This window comes from Pantoea sp. USMM079 (assembly GCF_037153115.1).
GTDB classification, from domain to species: domain Bacteria; phylum Pseudomonadota; class Gammaproteobacteria; order Enterobacterales; family Enterobacteriaceae; genus Pantoea; species Pantoea communis.
Map to the genome: position 1 here is coordinate 249,271 of NZ_JBBCKX010000002.1, position 17,649 is coordinate 266,919.

Here is a 17,649-nt window from a genome sequence, read left to right on the forward strand (position 1 = left end):
ATCATCGAGCATCGGGATAGCGTGCTTGCTGATAATCCTTCCAGCGCTTAAGCAACTGATGGCGCGTCCCGGGATAGTTTTCATCCTCAACCACAATCTCTTCAATGCGGTCGACGCGGAAATTACGAAAATCCTGGCGCAGTTCGCACCAGCCACACAGCAGACGCACGCGGTCAAAATACCCCAGCACCACGGGCCAGATGATGCGAGTGGATGACACGTCTTTAAGATCTTTATAACGCAGCGAGATTTTGTTGCGGGTATGGATTGCCTGACGCAGTTCCGGCAGGTGCTGCTCAAACAGGGCTTCTCCCCGTGAAGCGATCAGCAGTGATTGATGATCGATGCCTTGCGATAAATGCGCTGGCATTACGGCATAGATTTTTGCCAGCGCGTGTTGTGCGGCGGATTTCAATTCAGCATCAGTGTGGCGGCTGACCCAGTCAAGGCCCAACGCCAGCGCATCAATCTCATGACGGGAAAACATCAAGGGCGGTAAATGACCGTCGGATTTCAGCAAATACCCCAGTCCCGCGCTGCCCTCGATTTCCACGCCTTGCTGCTGCAGGCAGATGATGTCGCGATAGACGGTACGCACGCTTATGCTGAGTTGCTCTGCTAGATGCTGCGCAGTCACCGGATAGCGGTGACAACGTAACAATTGCACAAGCTCCATCAGTCGCTGGGTTTTGGTCATGGTGTGTGCCTATGCTAAGAGTCTGGCAGTCAGGAGCAGTCCAGCCGCACGCACCAGAGTTGACTCCAGCGCAAGTGCGGCGACCTGTAGTGTAATACGGCACTCGCCATCCCGATAGACGCAACTTCGTCTGTAATGTGGTGAACTAAAAGCGCTGCAACGTGATATTAAACGTGTAATAACTGCTGCAGCACCGCCAGATCAGCGGTTGTCTGCAATGCGCTGCTTTGCTGCACCTGTTGCCATCGCTCGCCCGATTCCTGACGCAGTGCCAGACGCAATTTACCTTCAACGTCCACGCCATCGGCCAGCGATTGCTGACGGGTACGTCGGTGTTGCAGCCGAGTGCCATCGCGCAAGGTAAGAGTGACCAGATGAAAACGTAATGCGGGATTAATGGCATCTGGCGGTGCGGTGTCATCAGGTACTCGTCTCACTTTCGCTGCCAGTGGCATCACAGCATGATTAAGATCGCCTTCCGCAAAATCTTCCAGCCGCAGATCGTTATAGATCAGCATTGCGGCAATCACGTATTCCAGACTGAAACGCGCTTCAATCCCATTGGTGGGCGATGTGACGGAAGCGGCAATATCGCCACCTGGCGGGAAAGCTACGCTGATATCGGTGATGTTATCCAGCAGCGCTTCCAGAGAATTGCCATTGGCTAACCAGCCATCACGCAGAATGCGCGCGGCTTCCGCTGCGCTATGCGTTCCGGCGCAGGTCGGGAAGGGTTTGTACTCCAGACCCGGCGTCACGATGCGCCACGGCTCGCCCCAATGCGCAACCAATTTTTCAGGTTGAGCTGCGCCATTGCTGCTGGCCGCAAGGAAAGCCTCAACCACGCCATCCTGTTTGCCATCGAATCCGGCCAGCGTCAGCTGTGCCGCCGTAACTGCACGTTCCGCCGCTAAACCCGCGTGGAGCGGTTTGACAGCGGAACCGAACTGCGCGCGCAGTCCGCTGGCCTGAGTGGTAGCGATCCCGATTAGCGTGGCAGTTGCGCTGACCTCCAGTTTCAGGAGACGCGCCAGCGCGGCGGCGGCGGCAATGGTGCCCAGCGTCGCGGTGTTGTGATGGCCCAACGCATAATGCTGCTGGCTGGCAGCTAAGCCAAGCCGTCCGGCCATTTCCACACCGATGGCGTAAGCATCAAGGAAATCACCAATCGCTGCCGCCTGTTGCTGCTGCCAGGCAAACAGCGCAGGCAAAATCACCACGCTGGGATGACCGCGAAAATCAGCGTGGAAATCATCGTAATCCAGCGCGTGAGCGGCATAACCGAGCAGCAGCGCCTGCGATCGCGGACTACCATCGCCATAAACCGTTCGTAGTGCCGGCAAGCCGCTATCTGGCACCTGGCCTTGCAGCACCGGCCAGCTGACGGCGAGAAAATCCTTTACCCCTTCGCGCGCGGCTTCACGTGCAGCGGCATCGGGTTGGCTATGGACGATAAGCTCAGCGAGGGCAGCAGTGATACTCATTGCGGCGCCACACTGTTCAGTGCTGCCACAGCCAGATTGGCCAGATAGCGTGATGTTGGCAGCAGTACATCATCATTAATGCGAAACGCCGGATGATGCAGCGCGTAAGGTTCGCCGGTGCCAATCATCATAAACGCACCTGGCAACTGCTGTTGATAGAAGGCAAAATCTTCACCGATTGGGCTGGCTTCAACGACGCGCGCTTCAAAGCCGCTGGCCGCTGCCTGTTGCAGCGCGAAATCGGCCCAGTGAGCATCATTCACCACCGACGGTGGACCTGCGTGCCAGTTGAATTCGACTTTGGCCGCAAAGGCCGCGCCAATTCCCTGCACGATCTCGCGGAAGCGTTGCTCCAGTCGCTCGCGCGTCTCCTGTGAGAATGAACGCACCGTGCCTTCCAGCCACGCGCTGTCCGGGATGACGTTCCAGGTACTGCCACTGTGAATCTGGGTAATCGAGACCACCGCATTGTCGCCGGAAGGGGCATTACGGCTGATCAGCGTTTGCGCGGCAGAAACAATCTGCGCGGCGATCACAATCGGATCGTTGCCCTGATGCGGTTTCGCAGCGTGGCTACCGGTGCCGATAATTTTGATATCAAAGCGGTCGACGGCGGCGGTCAGTGGGCCGGCTTTGCTGCCAATCACGCCCGGTGGTAATGAAGGATCGTTATGAATGCCGAAAATAGTTATCGCATCCTGCAGTGCGCCGGTAGCAATCACATCCGGCGCGCCCTGGCCGGTTTCTTCGGCGGCCTGGAACAGAATACGTACGCGGCCCGATAAATTCGCTTCCTGCTGTTTCAGCAGAATTGCCGCACCCAGCGCAGCGGAACTGTGGAAGTCGTGGCCGCACGCGTGCATCACGCCCGGACGCTCTGAACGGAACGTCACATCAGACTGCTCTTCAATCGGCAGTGCATCAATATCGGAACGCAGCACGATCAGTGGCCCATTTTCGGGGCCAACTTCCGCCACTAATCCGGTTTTCAGCGGCAGATCCAACACACGGATTTGGTGCTGTTCAAGCTGCTGACGAATACGCGCGGTGGTTTCGAACTCTTCATTAGAGAGTTCAGGAAAACGGTGTAACTCATGGCGGAAGGCAATCAAATGCTGGCCCAGTGCGCTCTCATCAAAACTCATGCTTTGCTTCCTTGTTGTGCGGCCTGACGTGTCATCCACGCATCATGCGCGCTGTCATCCAGCACTTTCTTCATATATTGGGTGATATGGCCTTTGCCAAGATCGGTGGTATGCATCAACTGGAAGCCGCGTTTTTTATACATCTCGATCAGCCACGGATGGCTGGTGGCGGTGCCCAGTGACACCGCAGGGGCGCGCAGTTTGCCTAGCAGGATCTCGTGTTCCAGCCGGTCCTGTACCTGGCGGCCATACTGTTTGCCGGGATAATCGGGATGGGCACCGAACCAGCCAATATGCGGCAGACCAAACGGGCCTGGCAGCGGCCCCCACGGATAGCGCACGGTGACTGAGGAAACCATCACACCCTCCGCGTAAAGCGCATAAACGCCGTGGCTTTGCAGGTGACGCAGCGTCTTTTCACGGTCTGCTGTGGCGGCATCAAATTTGATGCCCAGTGCCAGCGTCGGCGCATACGCGGCGTGCATCAGCGCCTGATAGGTTTCAACCTCATCTTCTCTAACCTGACGAAATTCAAGTGACATAACTATCCCCGGAAAACCGCCTGGAAGCGGTAAATTGAATGCAGATTGAGCAGCGCATAGCGGTTGAAACAGCGCAATTTAAAGTGCTAATTCAAAATACCCAGCGTGCTAAGCAACTCAGAATATCAGTAATGCCTTGTGCTTCTATATGTGAAAAATGACTAAGCTAATGCGAATTTGTGAAAATGAAATGGCGGCTTTTCCATTGCTTATATCGCGATTTACCGTAGTATGCATAAATTACATAGCGCTATAACTATTTCGCATTAACCCCATGAAATAAAATAACTTTTCTCGTTATAGCCTTATTCTTAATCAGGGTGACGACGTGTTAGCGATCAAATCTCCGCGTGCTTATGCACATGAAGCTGGCCTGCGTAAGCGTGCTGGTGAATTTATCAAACCTTATGCCACACATATCCGCATTTTCACTTCTCCCAATGCCTGGCAAGCGGTTAACCCGGAATTAAGCCAGAGTTTAGAAACCAACGGTATCCGCTGGGAGTTGGAGTATCTGCACGGTGAATGCACCGATGCCGTGATCGAAGCGCTGAAAACCAACGTTGAGCAACAGCAAACCGAGCTGCTGTTTGCCGTGGGCGGTGGGCGCGTACTGGATGCCGCTAAAGCGGTGGGTAGCCAGTTACCGGATCTGAAGGTGATTAACTTCGCTACTTTGGCGGCGACCTGCGCTGCATGGTCACCGGTTGCCATCATTTATAACGAGCAGGGCGGCCACGTGCGCAGCCAGCCGCTGGGGAAAATGCCGGAGCTGGTGCTGGTGGACAGTGAAGTGATCGCCTGCAGCGATGTGCGCTATCTCAAAGCGGGTATTGTCGATGCGCTGGCGAAGTACTACGAATTTGCCCCTTACCTGCGCAGTAACCCGCACGATCTGGCGCTCGATCTCAAAGTGATGACGGCGCAACGTGCGCTGGATGTTTATCGCCAACTGGGTGAAGCCGCCGTCAGCGCCAATGAAAAACAGCAAGTCACGCCGGAGTTGGTGAAGGTGATTGATGCCAACATCGTACTGGCAGGCCTGGCGAACAGCGTGCGCGATCAACTTCCCACCCCCGGCTTTGCTCATGCGATTCATAACCGTCTCACTTACCAGCCCGAGCTGCATCATTGGCTGCACGGTGAGAAGGTTGGCTACAGCCTGCTGGTGCAATCGCTGATTGAAAACGATGGTGTGCCTGACGCGGAGCTGCTGGCACTGCTGCGTCAGTACGCGATGCCATTGACGCTGGCGCCGCTGACCGGCGACCGTGCAGCGGCGATACGCACGATTGCTGAACAGATTAAATTCCCGGCGGCCAGCGCTGAACGTCTGCCGTTTCGTATCCATGCGGATGCGTTAGAGCAGGCGCTGCTGGCAACCGAAAACCGTTTCTAACTTTTACTCTTTTATAGACCAGGACAACTTCATGGCTACTGCACAACCACAACGCATCCGCTTGGGCCTCTTCGTACAACCCGTAGGGCAACACGTCAGCGGCTGGCGTCTCACGGAAAAACTCGGCGATCCCACTGACATTGACTGGCTGATCACCATCGCAAAAAAAGCCGAAGCGGGTAAATTCGATCTGTTCTTCGTCGGTGATGCGTTAGCCACCAGCATGTACCGTTTGCCTTCGACCATGGCACGGCTTGAGCCGCTGACCATGCTGTCGGCGCTGGCGGTGAACACCAAACGCATTGGTCTGGCGGCCACCGCGTCCACCACCTTTAGCGATCCATTCACCATGGCTCGCAGCTTCTCGTCGCTGGATCACATCAGCCGTGGTCGCGCAGCGTGGAACGTGGTGACGTCGTTCTCCACCGACGTGGCGCGTAACTTCAGCCGCAACGATATGCCAAACCACGCCGAGCGCTATGCACGTGCACGTGAGTTCCTCGAAGTGACCAACAAGCTGTGGGAAGGTTGGGAAGCGGGGGCCGTGCAGCCAAACAAAGAGACCGGTGAATACTTCGTTAATGACAAAATTAAGTCGATTGATCATGACGGCGAGCACTTCCAGGTACAGGGTCCGCTGAACATCACGCGTTCTCCGCAGGGACGTCCGGTGATCATCGAAGCCGGTTCATCAGCAGACGGTCAAAAACTGGCGGCCGAAACCGCCGAAGTGATCTTCACCGCTGCCGCCAGTCTGGAAGAGGCGCAAACCTTCTACCGCTCGCAGAAAGATCAGGTGATTGCCGCCGGGCGTAATCCGGATCATGTGGTGATCATGCCGGGCGTGATGCCGATTGTTGGACGCACTCGTGAAGAAGCCAAAGCGCTGTGGAAAGAGCTGAACACGCTGGTGGATATCGAAAACGGTCTGCGTCAGCTGTCGCTGCGTTTCAGCATGGATCTGAGCCAGTATCCACTCGACGGTCCCGTACCAGAAGTGCCGCTGGGTGAAGGTAATCAGAGCCGCGTCAAGCTGATGACGGATATGGCGAAGCGCGAAAACCTGACCTTGCGTGAACTGGCCGCCGTGGCTGCGGGATCGCGTGGTCACCGCGTGATTGTCGGCACTGCAGAAGATATCGCCGATGACTTTGAGCTGTGGCTGAAAGAGGGTGGCGCCGATGGCTTCAACATCATGCCTGCCATCATGTCAGAGCAACTGGATCTGTTCGTCGAGCTGGTGATCCCGGAACTTCGTCGCCGTGGTCTGTTCCGCGATGATTACGAATTCGCCACGCTGCGCGAGAACCTCGGTTTGCCCGCGCTGTAAACCATTTAGGAGCTGAACATGGTCACCTTATCAAAGCGTGTGCAGTCTGTGTCGCTCTCTGCCAATGCCGCGGCGCGTCAGTTGACGCGCCAGCTGAAAGAGCAGGGCGTGGATATTCTGGATCTCACCACCGGTGAGCCGGATTTTGATACGCCACAGCACATCTGTGATGCTGCCGTTGAAGCTATGAATAATGGTGAGACGCGCTATACGCCGACCAATGGCACCACGCCGCTGCGTAAAGCGGTGCAGGCCAAACTGGCACGAGAAAATCAGCTGGATTATGCGTTGGGGCAGATTTGTATCGCCAACGGGGCGAAGCAGATCATCTTCAACGCCTTCGCCGCCACCTTGAATGACGGCGATGAGGTGATTGTGCCGGTGCCATACTGGCCGACGTTCCCGGATAGCGTGCGTTTTAACGGCGGCGACGCGGTGCTGCTGGAGTGCCCGCTGGAGCAAGAGTACAAGCTGCAGCCGCAGCAGCTGGCGCAAGCGATCACCGACAAAACCCGCTGGCTGGTGCTGAATAATCCCGGCAATCCATCCGGTGCGGTGTATAACGCCGCAGAATTAACTGCACTGGCGGCGGTGCTACGTGACCATCCCAACGTATGGATCATGCTGGATGAACTGTATGAACACATTCTGTTTGATGGACGTGAACACGTCAGCCTGTTGCAGGTAGCGCCAGATTTAGCCGAGCGCATTCTGCTGGTGGGCGGCGTATCGAAAACCTATGCCATGACCGGCTGGCGCATCGGCTTTGGTGCCGGTCCGCAAGCGCTGATTGATGCCATGGTGGTAGTGCAGTCGCAGAACAGTTCTGGTGCCTGCGCCATCAGTCAGGCGGCAGCGGTAGCAGCGTTGAACGGCGGGTTGGAATTCCTGCCACCGCAGCGTGCGGCCTATCAGGCGCGTCGCGATGCGATTATGGCGCAGCTAAGCCCGGTTGAAGGCATTGAGGTGCAGAATCCCGAAGGGGCGTTCTTTATGTTCTGTCGCTGTGCTGGCCTGTTGGGCAAATCGCGTGCTGATGGACGTACGCTGGAAAGCGAACAGGATGTGCTGAATTATCTGCTGGAGAGCGGCGTATCTGGCGTAGCGGGCAGTGCGTATGGCTTGTCACCGTATTTCCGTTTGTCGATTGCCACGGATATTGAAAGCGTGCGCGAAGCCGGAAAACGCATTGCGGCAGCCTGTGCAGTGTTGAAATAGGGATTTAATCGGTCGCCAGGATTGGCGACCCTACAATATCCCTGCGGATCGTTTAAATCAGAAACTCATCCATCGAACCGCCCGCATCTAATACGGATTTGATCGGTGATGGCGTACGGCCCTGGCCGGTCCAGAATTTTTCCTGACCGTTTTCGTCGATGAACTTATATTTCGCCGGACGTGGAGCGCGTTTCGCTTTCGGTTTGGTTTCGCTCTGGTTTAATTTCGTTAATTCACTAATATCGATGCCATCATTCAGCAGCATCTCTTTATACAGCGCCAGTTTTTCTTCTTTTTCGCGCTGAGCGGCATTATTCGCTTCCGCTTCTTCACGGCGTTCTGCAACCACCACGGCGAACTTTTCCAGCATTTCGTCTAATACCGCAATCTCAACATCACGCGCATGGGCGCGCAGTGTACGAAGATTGTTCAATGCTTTGAGTGCATCGCTCATGAATAAACCCTTATAACTTTTATAACGAAGATGAAAGGGGGCATTCTACGTTAATTTTAAGCAAATGAAAGTATTACCCATAATGCAGAATTGTCCGGAAAATAAGCTTTCAGCAGAGTGGTGTCAATATCGAACAATAAGATATAAAGCAGATATTTCACTCAAGCCAGTCGAGGGTGTAGCCGCAGAAAATAGCGGCTACAAGGGGATAAATATATTCTATAGACTGCGATAAAACGGGAAGCAACCGGTGATCAGTGCGACCACTAATAATACAATTGAGGTGATAAACGACCAACGCAGCGTGAACCGTTGTGTCTGTGCATAATCCAGTTTCAGCATGCCGACCAATAAATAGGTCGAGGCAACCAGTGGGCTGAGAATATGAACCGGCTGACCGACTAATGCCGCGCGAGCCATTTCAATCGGTTCGATACCGTAGTGTCCGGCAGCCTGCACCAGCACCGGCAGCATGCCGAAATAGAACACATCGTTCGATACCATCCAGGTGACGGGAATACTGATCAAGGCAGTAATCACCGCCAGATAAGGGCCGAGTGCAGCGGGAATAGTCTGCACAATCGCCTGTGCCAGGGCGTTCGCCATACCGGTTTCAGCAAAAATGCCGGTAAACACCGCCGCAGCGAAAATCAATCCAGCTACGGCAAGGATGGCGGGCGCATGGCGGCCGATCTGCTCCTGCTGTTGGCTCAGTTGCGGATAATTGACAACGAACATGATGGCGGTGGCCAGCATAAACAGATACGCCATGGGCATCACATCCAGAACCAGGAAGGTCATCAATGTAATGGTCAGCGCCCAGTTAAACCAGAAACGCCAGGCCACGCAGTGTTTCTCTTCAAACTGCAGCACGGCAGGTTCCACCGGGACATGCGGCTGGAAACCCAGACGTTTGCGTTCACTTCTGCCGAGCATCACCGCCAGGATAAAAGTCCATGCCACGCAGGCCAGCAGCGGAATCAGCAGCGGGACAAACAGAGCAGAGACGTCAGCCTGAACGGCGGCGGCCGCACGCGCCGTGGGTCCACCCCACGGAAACATATTGCCCAGCCCGGTGCACTGTAATAGCAGAGCTGCAACGCTGAGCTTTGATAATCCAATGCGTTCATATATCGGCATAAACGCGGAAAGCACGATCATATATACGGTCGCGCCATCACCATCCAGGGCAACAATAAAGCCAAGCAGTGCGGTGCCGACAAATATCTTTACCGGATCGCCATCGACTGCAGAAACGATTCTTTTAATAATCGGATCAAACATCCCGGCATCCGTTACGCTCATAAAATAGAGCATCGCGAATATCAACATGACGCCAGTGGGCGCAACGGTACGCAATCCTTTGATCACCATGGCACCCATATCCGTGCCATGGCCAGATAACAGTGCGAATAGCGTAGGGATAAGGATTAATGCAGTCAGAGCGGAAAGCTTTTTGCTCATTAATAAGCCAATAAAGCAGATTATCATAAGCAGACTGATGATCAGCAGCATGACGAGGGTTCCTGTCCAGAGGGATAGAGCACGTTTGTGGGTAGCAAACGCAACGTGTTCGGAATAAATAAAAAACAGCGAATGATTATTTATTGTTCAAATTAACCTTCTGCAACCTCGTCTGTCTGGCAATATTATCCAGCGTTTTTTTCGGCAGGCACAAGGTTAGGTATACGCGAAAGTTGTGCGTAACCTCTTAGTTTTAATAAATTTAAAATAGCGAACGGTGATGATTTATCTGGGTGTTATTTCCTCCTGTTTATCAATAAAGAGATCGTTGAATAAGCGCGGCGTGACTACCGCGCTAAATAGCTTTAATCGGCACGTTATGGCTTATTGATGATCCCGCGGCGAAGGCTTAATCGGTAACGGCAGACGGTACAGCTTCACCGGATATTCCACGGTTGACGGTTTGCCGCCGGTGGTCGCAGGCGTGCGATTGATCTGTCCGGACGGCATCCACAGTGCGCCGTCAGATACCCACATCGCGTCAATCCATACCAGGCGGGGATCCTGCACCACGGTGGTCACTTTGCCATCGGGCGCGATGCGCTTAATACTGCGGGTATTGATATCCGACGCATAGATATTGCCTTCGGCATCGATGGCTGTTCCGCCGGTGCTCCAGGTTTCGCGTACTTTCTCCGCATGCTTCGCCACTTCTGCAGCCGATAGGGCACTGTCGTTCAGATAACGGGTTTCAATGCGAGCCAGCGGACCCGGAATCGCCTGGTAATAGAGCCATTTGCCATCCGGCGAAACTTCCAGCTGATCGAGACCCACGCGTTTTTCACGGCCATCGCGCAGAATCAACTTCTTGCCATCTGCATAAATCGGCTGATGATCAATCGAGAGAGGGTGGTTATCCAGCACCCGCCAGCTTTTGCCACTTTTCAGGTTCAGCACCACTAATCCCACCGCACCCGGATCGGTGATATAGGCAAAATCGCCATTAAAACGCACATCATCCAGATAGCTGGTGGGTTGCAGCGTCGGTGCCTTGAACACATAGCTGTTCAACACTTTGCCAGTGGCCAGACTAATGTGGACCAGCTTAGCGCCACCGGGCACGGCCTGATCGCCAGTACCAATTCCTTTATTGCCCGAATCCATCACCCACAGATTGCCATCCGGGCCGATACGCAACGCATTCACGTGGTAGAAATGATGCTCCGGATCGTTAGCGTTCCACTGGTTCCAGCTGTCATCGGGAAACGCTCTCAGCTGATTGTTGATCACTTCTGCCAGTTGCAGACCCGTCCCTTCCGATTGCGTTAACGAGGCGAACAGACGGTTGTCATGACTGACGGTAATGCCATTCCACACGCGCGGTGAGGTAGCGACCTGCTCCAGACGACTGTCCTGTTGCGTTGGCAACGTCACGGGCAGCGTGTCTTGTGCCAAAACCCGGGCGCTGCTGGCCAAAGCGATCATCGTAACCAGTGCTTTCAGTGAATGTTTCATCCTTTACTCCCTTGTTAAGCGCCACAAGGTGACGCGAACAGCGTGTTGCTCTGTTGTTAATGTCATTCCATCCTGGCAGCGTAGAGTGATAAATTATATTCTCTGAATTTTATCAATTGATTCCTGGTGGGAATGAATGGAACTGAAAGATCTGCATTATCTGCTGGCGGTGAAGGAAACAGGACATCTGGGTAAGGCGGCGCAATCCCTTGGTATCACTCAGCCCGCCTTAACCAAATGTCTGCAACGTCTGGAGAAGTTTTACGCCACGCGGTTAATTCTCAAGGTGGGGCGTGGGATGCAACTCACCGAAGCGGGACTACTACTTTGTGAACGTGCTCAAAAAGTCGTGCACATGATGCAGGTCACCCGGCAGGATTTACAGGCGCTGGGTGCGGGAACGGCGGGCGTTATCCGGTTAGGCGTGGCGGCCACGGCAGCGGAATTTATGCTACCGGTACTGAGTAAGGACTTGTTGCACAAAGCTCCCACCGCCAGACTCGAAGTGACGGTCGGGATGAATGATTTGCTGCAAAAGCTGCTGCGTGAGAACAAAGTCGATTTGATTCTGGGTTTTCTGCCGCAGGGGAACAGCGAGTTCATTACCCGGCCGCTTGTTGAGGATCCGGTGGTGATTGCCGCCAGCCGTCACCATCCGCTGGCGAATATTCATCCGACGCCTGAACAGCTTGATGAATATAACTGGTTGTTACCTTCCGATAACGTTGCGACGCGTCAGTGGCTGGAACAACGCTTGCGCAGCGGTGGCTATGCGGCGCCGCGCGCGCAAATGGAAAGTAATACGCTGTCCCCGCTGCGCGCCGTGCTGGCGCAAACCCAGTTGTTGAGTTTTCTTTCCCGCCGCTTATTAAAAGGTGAGGGCGGTGAGTTGATTGAAATTCCACTGCCGCTGGTCATGATGCCGCGTACCTTTGGCTGGCAATTCCGCTCACTCAGTGAGCTTTCACCCGCTTCACGTCTTCTCGTGGATTTGGCGGAAAAACGCTGGCCCTGGTGATCCCCGGAATACCCTCAGGACAAGAACCTGTGATTTTTCACAGGTTTGCTCTATTAACATGCGTGATAATGTCCGAAAATAACTCCCCTTTATTATTAATCATTGAAGAATAAGGAAATATCCTAATGTAAAATTGCCGGATAACCGGTAACAATTTCTTGCAATAGTAATCTTAATGCGTATATTTCTCATTTGCTTTCTTAACGGCATCTTTACGGTCGTTCTGTTTGTGCCAGGACGGCGCGGTCGGGAAACACCTCATCCTGATATTCCTTTTCAGCACGTTATTTATGGCTGGATCTAACAGACGTCAGCAGCTATGCCGCCAACACAAAATAACGATAAGTTGATTGAGGAATATTATGTCTTTCAAAGAAAAGCGCGTCAGGGAATCAGGCCGTGCACCGCAACGTGCATTGCGTATCTCTGTACTGGCAATGATGGTAGCGTCAGGTATTGCCCAAGCCGCGGATAGCACCAAAACAGAACAAACTCTGACTGTGGATGCCAGCGCCAGCAGCGATGCGCAAGAGCAGGCAGCAAAAGATTACAGCGTCCCGGTCACCCGTGCCGGTACCAAAATGGCATTGACCGCGCGTGATATTCCGCAATCGGTCAGCATTGTCAGCAAGCAGCGTATGCAAGATCAGCAGCTGCAATCCCTGAATGACGTACTGTCGAATACCACCGGTATTAGAGGCGTCAGCAGCGATATGGATCGTACGAACTACTACTCACGCGGTTTCATCATCGATAACTACATGGTTGATGGCATACCTACCGCTTTTGCATCACGCTGGAACCTGGGCGATGCCCAAACCGATATGGCGTTGTACGAGCGCGTTGAAGTGGTGCGCGGTGCCACCGGCCTGTTGACCGGCCCAGGTAACCCGTCAGCTTCCATCAACATGGTGCGTAAGCACGCCGACAGCAAAGAGTTCACCGGGAATCTGGAAGCGAGCTACGGCAGCTGGGATAAACAGCGCTATGTCGCCGATCTCTCTGCGCCGCTGTCGCCTGAAGGCAACGTGCGTGGTCGTGTAGTCGCAGGTTACGAAGATAAAAACAGCTTTATCGAGCGCTATGGTTTCGAGAAGAAGTTCATTTACGGTGTGGTGGATGCTGACCTGACCGACAAAACCAAGCTGTCAGTGGGTTATGAATTTACCCAGGTCGATACCGACTCCCCAATGTGGAGTGGTTCGCCGCGTTGGTATACTGACGGTTCACAAACGCATCTACGTCGCGGGTATAACACTTCGCCAGAGTGGGCTTACAATAACAAAGAAAACAAAAAGGTCTTTGTTAACCTGCAGCAGAACTTCGATAACGGCTGGAACATTACGCTTAACGGCACACACAATGAGATGTTCCTCGACAGTAAGCAGCTCTACATTGATGGCTATTTCGATAAGAACACCGGTATCGGCACCTCGCCATATGCTAATTACCCTGTTGTAGGCGGCACTGGATACAACACCGGTAAACGTAAAGTCGATGCCGTCGATGCGTTCGCCAGCGGCCCGTATGAATTGTTAGGTCGCCAACATGAACTGATGGTGGGTGTGAATTACAGCCGTCAGGATAATAAATACTACAGCGCGTGGGCAAATATTTCGCCGGCCGAGCTGGGCAATTTCAATAACTTCAATGGCAACTTCCCGGAAACCGACTGGAATCCACGTGAGCCGGCATCAGACACGCAATTAGTGCGTCAGAAATCCGCTTATGTCGCCACTCGCCTTTCACTGGCCGATCCGCTGCATGTTATTTTAGGTGCGCGTTATACCAACTGGAATCGTGAGACGCTGAGTGCAGAGATGGAGAAGAACAACACGACACCTTACGGCGGTGTGATTTGGGACTTCTATGATAACTGGTCAGCTTACGCTAGCTATACCTCAGTATTCCAGCCACAAGATTATCAGGATGCTTCGGGTGGTTACCTTTCACCTGTCATTGGTAAGAACTATGAAGCTGGTGTTAAGTCTGATTGGTTGAACAGCCGTCTGACCACTTCAATTTCAGTATTCCGTTCAGAACTGGACAACGTTGCGGAAGCAACTGGGGCGACCAACCCGGATACCGGTAATGCCATCTACGTTGGTAAGAGTGGCGTAGTCAGCCGTGGCGTCGAGTTCGAAGTGAACGGTGCGCTGACGGATAACTGGCAGATGACCTTCGGTGGCACCACCTATGTGGCTGAAGACCGTGATGGTGAGAACTACAACTCACAGCTGCCACGCACCTCGTTCAACCTGTTCACCAGCTATCGTCTGCCGATGCTGGATCAGCTGACGCTGGGCGGCGGTGTGAACTGGCAGTCGAAGACGTACAAAGACGTTGGCGCACCGGACGGCAATGGCACCTGGCGCGCACGTCAGGGCAGCTATGCGTTGGTTGATCTTTTCGCACGTTACGACGTGACGAAAAACCTGAGCGTGCAGGGAAATCTGAACAACCTGTTCGATAAAGAGTATGACGAAAACGTCGGTAACGGCGGTATCGTTTACGGTACGCCGCGAAACTTCTCGGTTACCGCATCTTATCGTTTCTGATTTCAACCAACCGGGCGCGCAGCGATGGGTGCTCTGCCAGGATTCACGTGGGTGTTCGTGAGTTAATGGCAGGGGCGGCAAGGATGCCGGCCCGGCGTTGTTCGCATCAGACTGGATAAATTATCAACATCCCGCCGCAATATAATCCCCGTTCGCACTGATCGGTACCACGGTTAAAAACAGCACCAGCGCAAATAAGATCAGCAAAGCGCCTCCGGCAATACGTACCATCCCCAGTATTTGCTGCGTGCGTGGCGATGACTCAGCCAACCACAATTCTCCCGCGCGATGACGGAAATGGCGAACAAACAGGGCCAGCGCAACCAGCGCCATGCCGGTGCCGAGTGCCATGGTCATCACCGCAAACATGCCCCAACGGGTAATACCAATCACACTAGCAAACAGCAGCACCGTGAGTGCGCCGCTGCAAGGGCGTGCGCCCGTGGCAATAATAATGCCGATCCACGCTTTCCAGTTATCCACTGATTCCGTAATTATGCCGTGATGATGGCCACAGCCGTCATGATGCTGCTCATGCTCATGCTCATGCTCATGCTCATGCTCATGCTCATGCTCATGCTCATGCTCATGTTGGTGCAGATGCTTATTGCGGGCTCGCCAGGCTTGCACCATCATCATCACGCCCAGCGCGGCGATAAACAGCGCGCTGGCTTTTTCCAGATACCAGCGACTGGTGCTGAGATCGCCGGTCGTCAGGTTAAAGCCAACGGCCAGGATAAACACAAAGGCGATGGCGCTAAGGCCCTGCACCAGGCTGCCAAGAAACGGCACGCTGAGCGCGACACCGCGCGGCGGTTGATGAGTAGTGAGCCAGGTGGTGACGATAAATTTGCCATGTCCAGGGCCAACCGCGTGCAGGATGCCATAAATGAAGGTCACGCCGATCAACCACAACCCCGCGCTGTATTGCCCGCTATTGATTTGCAGCAGATGCGTCACCAGCAGGCGGTGGAGTTGGATCTGCGTTTGCAGTGACCAGGCGAGAAAAGCCGTCCAGTGGGAAAACAGTACGGCGAGCGCGGCGAAAATTGCCAGCGCTGCAAGGGTAAATCCGGTTTTGGAGGTCATCATCACTATCGACTGTCATGGCGCTAAAAATGACTAGCATGCGCGATCACACCACGAAGTAAAGCGGGATTGTGAGCTTAGGCGATGGAACGCTTAAACAGCAGTGGAAAACAGTAATTCACGCAACCAGCGGTGTCCGGCATCGCGGTGCGTGCGTTCATGCCAGACCACGATTTTGTTAAAACCCTGGATCGCTAAAGGAGGAGGCAAGACCTTCAAACCAGGTAAATCGTGCGTTAAGCGACGCGGCACCACGCTGATCAAATCACTGACGCGTAAGATCTCAGGTAAGACTAAAAAACTGCACACCGAAAGTGTCACACGTCGCGAACGTCCAATCGAGGCTAACGCCTCATCCGTCACGCCCTTGAAGTTGCCTCCCAAGTAGGAAACCAGGGCGTGGTCCTGTGCGCAGAAACTGTCGATCGTTAAATCTGTCTGCGCAGACAGCGGGTGGTCCTCGCGCATGAGACACACATACTCTTCATCGTACAGCGAGCGGGCGTGCAGATCGGGTGGGGCACTGTTTGGCGTGATCAACGCGATATCGATGTCACCTCGTTCAAACTGCGCAGATAACTGCTCGTTGTTAACGGGCAATACCGCCACGCGGATACCCGGTGCCTGCACTCGTAATGCGGCCATAAAAGGCACAATGACCGCACGCAGGGCATAATCGGTGGCCGCGATTTTGATGGTCATTTCGGCGGTCGCAGCGTCAAAGGCTTTGGGCTGCAACAGTTCTGACACTTCTGCCAGTATGGCCTTCACGGGCTGAGCCAACTCCAGTGCCCGCATGGTCGGGACAACGCCGCGCTGCACCCGCGTGAACAGCGGATCATCAAAACACTCTCTCAGACGCGTTAGCATGCCGCTGACTGCGGGTTGCGTCAGGGCTAAACGCTCAGCCGCGCGGGTGACGCTGCGCTCATCCAGTAAGGCATCAAGCGCTTTGAGCAAATTGAGGTCGAGGTTGCGGATATCGGTTTTCATCATCTTCCGGCGATGGCGAGGCAATACCTCATCATACGCTGCCATCAGATATCACGAAAACGTATATTAAAAATAAATAATGGCAATTGGTCTTATTTCATAGGGAGTCAGATACTTCACCCACGATTTATCCACGGTGAGACGAATGAAATGAAAATGAACGCGATTAACTGGCCAGAGGGATTTGTACCGGGCTATAGCGATAACTACTGTTCCAACGAAGTGATCGTTGCAGGTTTGAGTACCCAGGATATCTGGCCGCTGCTGAATACGCCGTCACTCTGGCCAACCTATTATCAGAACTCGGCGAATGCGCGTTTCTATGACAACAAAGGCCCCGAACTGGAGCAGGGCGTCCGCTTCTATTTCGAAACCTTTGGCTTCCCGGTGGAAGCGCAGGTCACCGAGTACGTAGCACCCGAAGCGGGTGAAGCCGCCCGTGTTTCCTGGCACGGTTGGGCGGGCGAAGTGGGTAGCGAGGACCGTTTAGATGTTCTGCATGCCTGGCTGATTGAAGATCTCTCTGACAATCGCGTGCGCATCCTGACCCAGGAAACGCAAAACGGCAAACCGGCGGGTGAGCTGGCAAGCGCCAAACCCAATCCGATGATTAACGGTCATCAGGATTGGCTGGACGGACTGGTTGCGGCTGCCAAAGCAGGCCGATAACCCCATAATGCTCGTCACTTAAGGCCATATTTGCAAAAGCTGTCACTGTTAAAGTGGCGGCTTTTTTCTTTTGA

General features: G+C 54.0%; 15 protein-coding genes. 6 read left to right on the forward strand and 9 right to left on the reverse strand.

The features are described from left to right. Position 1: 1 nt before the first annotated feature. The 4 genes from WFP70_RS05695 to WFP70_RS05710 all read right to left on the reverse strand — a co-directional run bounded on the left by WFP70_RS05695 (position 2) and on the right by WFP70_RS05710 (position 3,868). On the reverse strand, positions 2–697 hold the full coding sequence (locus WFP70_RS05695; protein WP_337022903.1) for a helix-turn-helix transcriptional regulator: 696 nt from the start codon (positions 695–697) through the stop codon (positions 2–4). A gap of 167 nt (positions 698–864) precedes the next feature. Further along, the gene (locus WFP70_RS05700; protein WP_337022904.1) at positions 865–2,181 is read right to left on the reverse strand and encodes an MmgE/PrpD family protein; all 1,317 of its coding nucleotides are present in this window, start codon (positions 2,179–2,181) and stop codon (positions 865–867) included. Beyond that, entirely contained in the window at positions 2,178–3,326 is a 1,149-nt protein-coding gene (locus WFP70_RS05705) for an amidohydrolase (protein WP_337022905.1), read from the reverse strand. The genes WFP70_RS05700 and WFP70_RS05705 overlap by 4 nt, the downstream gene beginning before the upstream one ends. Further along, entirely contained in the window at positions 3,323–3,868 is a 546-nt protein-coding gene (locus WFP70_RS05710; protein WP_337022906.1) for a GNAT family N-acetyltransferase, read from the reverse strand. The genes WFP70_RS05705 and WFP70_RS05710 overlap by 4 nt, the downstream gene beginning before the upstream one ends. 328 nt (positions 3,869–4,196) lie before the next feature. Here WFP70_RS05710 and WFP70_RS05715 point away from each other — a divergent pair, with 328 nt between their 5' ends. The 3 genes from WFP70_RS05715 to WFP70_RS05725 are packed head-to-tail and all read left to right on the forward strand — an operon-like array spanning position 4,197 to position 7,815. Beyond that, a complete protein-coding gene (locus tag WFP70_RS05715) occupies positions 4,197–5,267 on the forward strand; it encodes an iron-containing alcohol dehydrogenase family protein (RefSeq protein WP_337022907.1) in 1,071 nt (356 codons plus the stop codon). A gap of 31 nt (positions 5,268–5,298) precedes the next feature. After that, positions 5,299–6,597: an LLM class flavin-dependent oxidoreductase gene (locus WFP70_RS05720; RefSeq protein WP_160867752.1), complete on the forward strand. Its 1,299-nt coding sequence runs from the start codon at positions 5,299–5,301 to the stop codon at positions 6,595–6,597. Positions 6,598–6,615: 18 nt separating this feature from the next. Then, positions 6,616–7,815 (forward strand): aminotransferase class I/II-fold pyridoxal phosphate-dependent enzyme, encoded by a 1,200-nt coding sequence (locus tag WFP70_RS05725; RefSeq protein ID WP_337022908.1) that lies wholly within the window; start codon positions 6,616–6,618, stop codon positions 7,813–7,815. A 52-nt stretch (positions 7,816–7,867) separates the two neighbouring features. Here WFP70_RS05725 and WFP70_RS05730 read toward each other — a convergent pair whose 3' ends face one another. The 3 genes from WFP70_RS05730 to WFP70_RS05740 form a co-directional block, all read right to left on the reverse strand. Next, the gene (locus tag WFP70_RS05730; RefSeq protein WP_034827570.1) at positions 7,868–8,269 is read right to left on the reverse strand and encodes an H-NS family histone-like protein; all 402 of its coding nucleotides are present in this window, start codon (positions 8,267–8,269) and stop codon (positions 7,868–7,870) included. Between the two features lie 219 nt (positions 8,270–8,488). After that, entirely contained in the window at positions 8,489–9,784 is a 1,296-nt protein-coding gene (locus WFP70_RS05735) for a CitMHS family transporter (protein ID WP_337022909.1), read from the reverse strand. 333 nt (positions 9,785–10,117) lie between these two features. Beyond that, positions 10,118–11,248: an L-dopachrome tautomerase-related protein gene (locus tag WFP70_RS05740; RefSeq protein ID WP_337022910.1), complete on the reverse strand. Its 1,131-nt coding sequence runs from the start codon at positions 11,246–11,248 to the stop codon at positions 10,118–10,120. 136 nt (positions 11,249–11,384) lie between these two features. Here WFP70_RS05740 and WFP70_RS05745 point away from each other — a divergent pair, with 136 nt between their 5' ends. Both WFP70_RS05745 and fhuE read left to right on the forward strand, forming a co-directional pair. Further along, positions 11,385–12,266: a LysR family transcriptional regulator gene (locus tag WFP70_RS05745; protein ID WP_182056619.1), complete on the forward strand. Its 882-nt coding sequence runs from the start codon at positions 11,385–11,387 to the stop codon at positions 12,264–12,266. Positions 12,267–12,628: 362 nt separating this feature from the next. Further along, entirely contained in the window at positions 12,629–14,824 is a 2,196-nt protein-coding gene (gene fhuE / locus WFP70_RS05750; protein ID WP_337022911.1) for a ferric-rhodotorulic acid/ferric-coprogen receptor FhuE, read from the forward strand. A gap of 123 nt (positions 14,825–14,947) precedes the next feature. Here fhuE and WFP70_RS05755 read toward each other — a convergent pair whose 3' ends face one another. Together WFP70_RS05755 and WFP70_RS05760 are read right to left on the reverse strand one after the other, a co-directional pair. After that, entirely contained in the window at positions 14,948–15,916 is a 969-nt protein-coding gene (locus tag WFP70_RS05755) for a nickel/cobalt transporter (protein ID WP_337022912.1), read from the reverse strand. A 90-nt stretch (positions 15,917–16,006) separates the two neighbouring features. Then, positions 16,007–16,906, reverse strand: coding sequence for a LysR family transcriptional regulator (locus tag WFP70_RS05760; RefSeq protein WP_337023041.1), 900 nt, complete (start codon positions 16,904–16,906; stop codon positions 16,007–16,009). Between the two features lie 156 nt (positions 16,907–17,062). On the opposite strand from WFP70_RS05760, the gene WFP70_RS05765 reads away from it, so the two are divergent. Next, entirely contained in the window at positions 17,063–17,575 is a 513-nt protein-coding gene (locus WFP70_RS05765; protein WP_337022913.1) for an SRPBCC domain-containing protein, read from the forward strand. Positions 17,576–17,649: the final 74 nt, after the last annotated feature.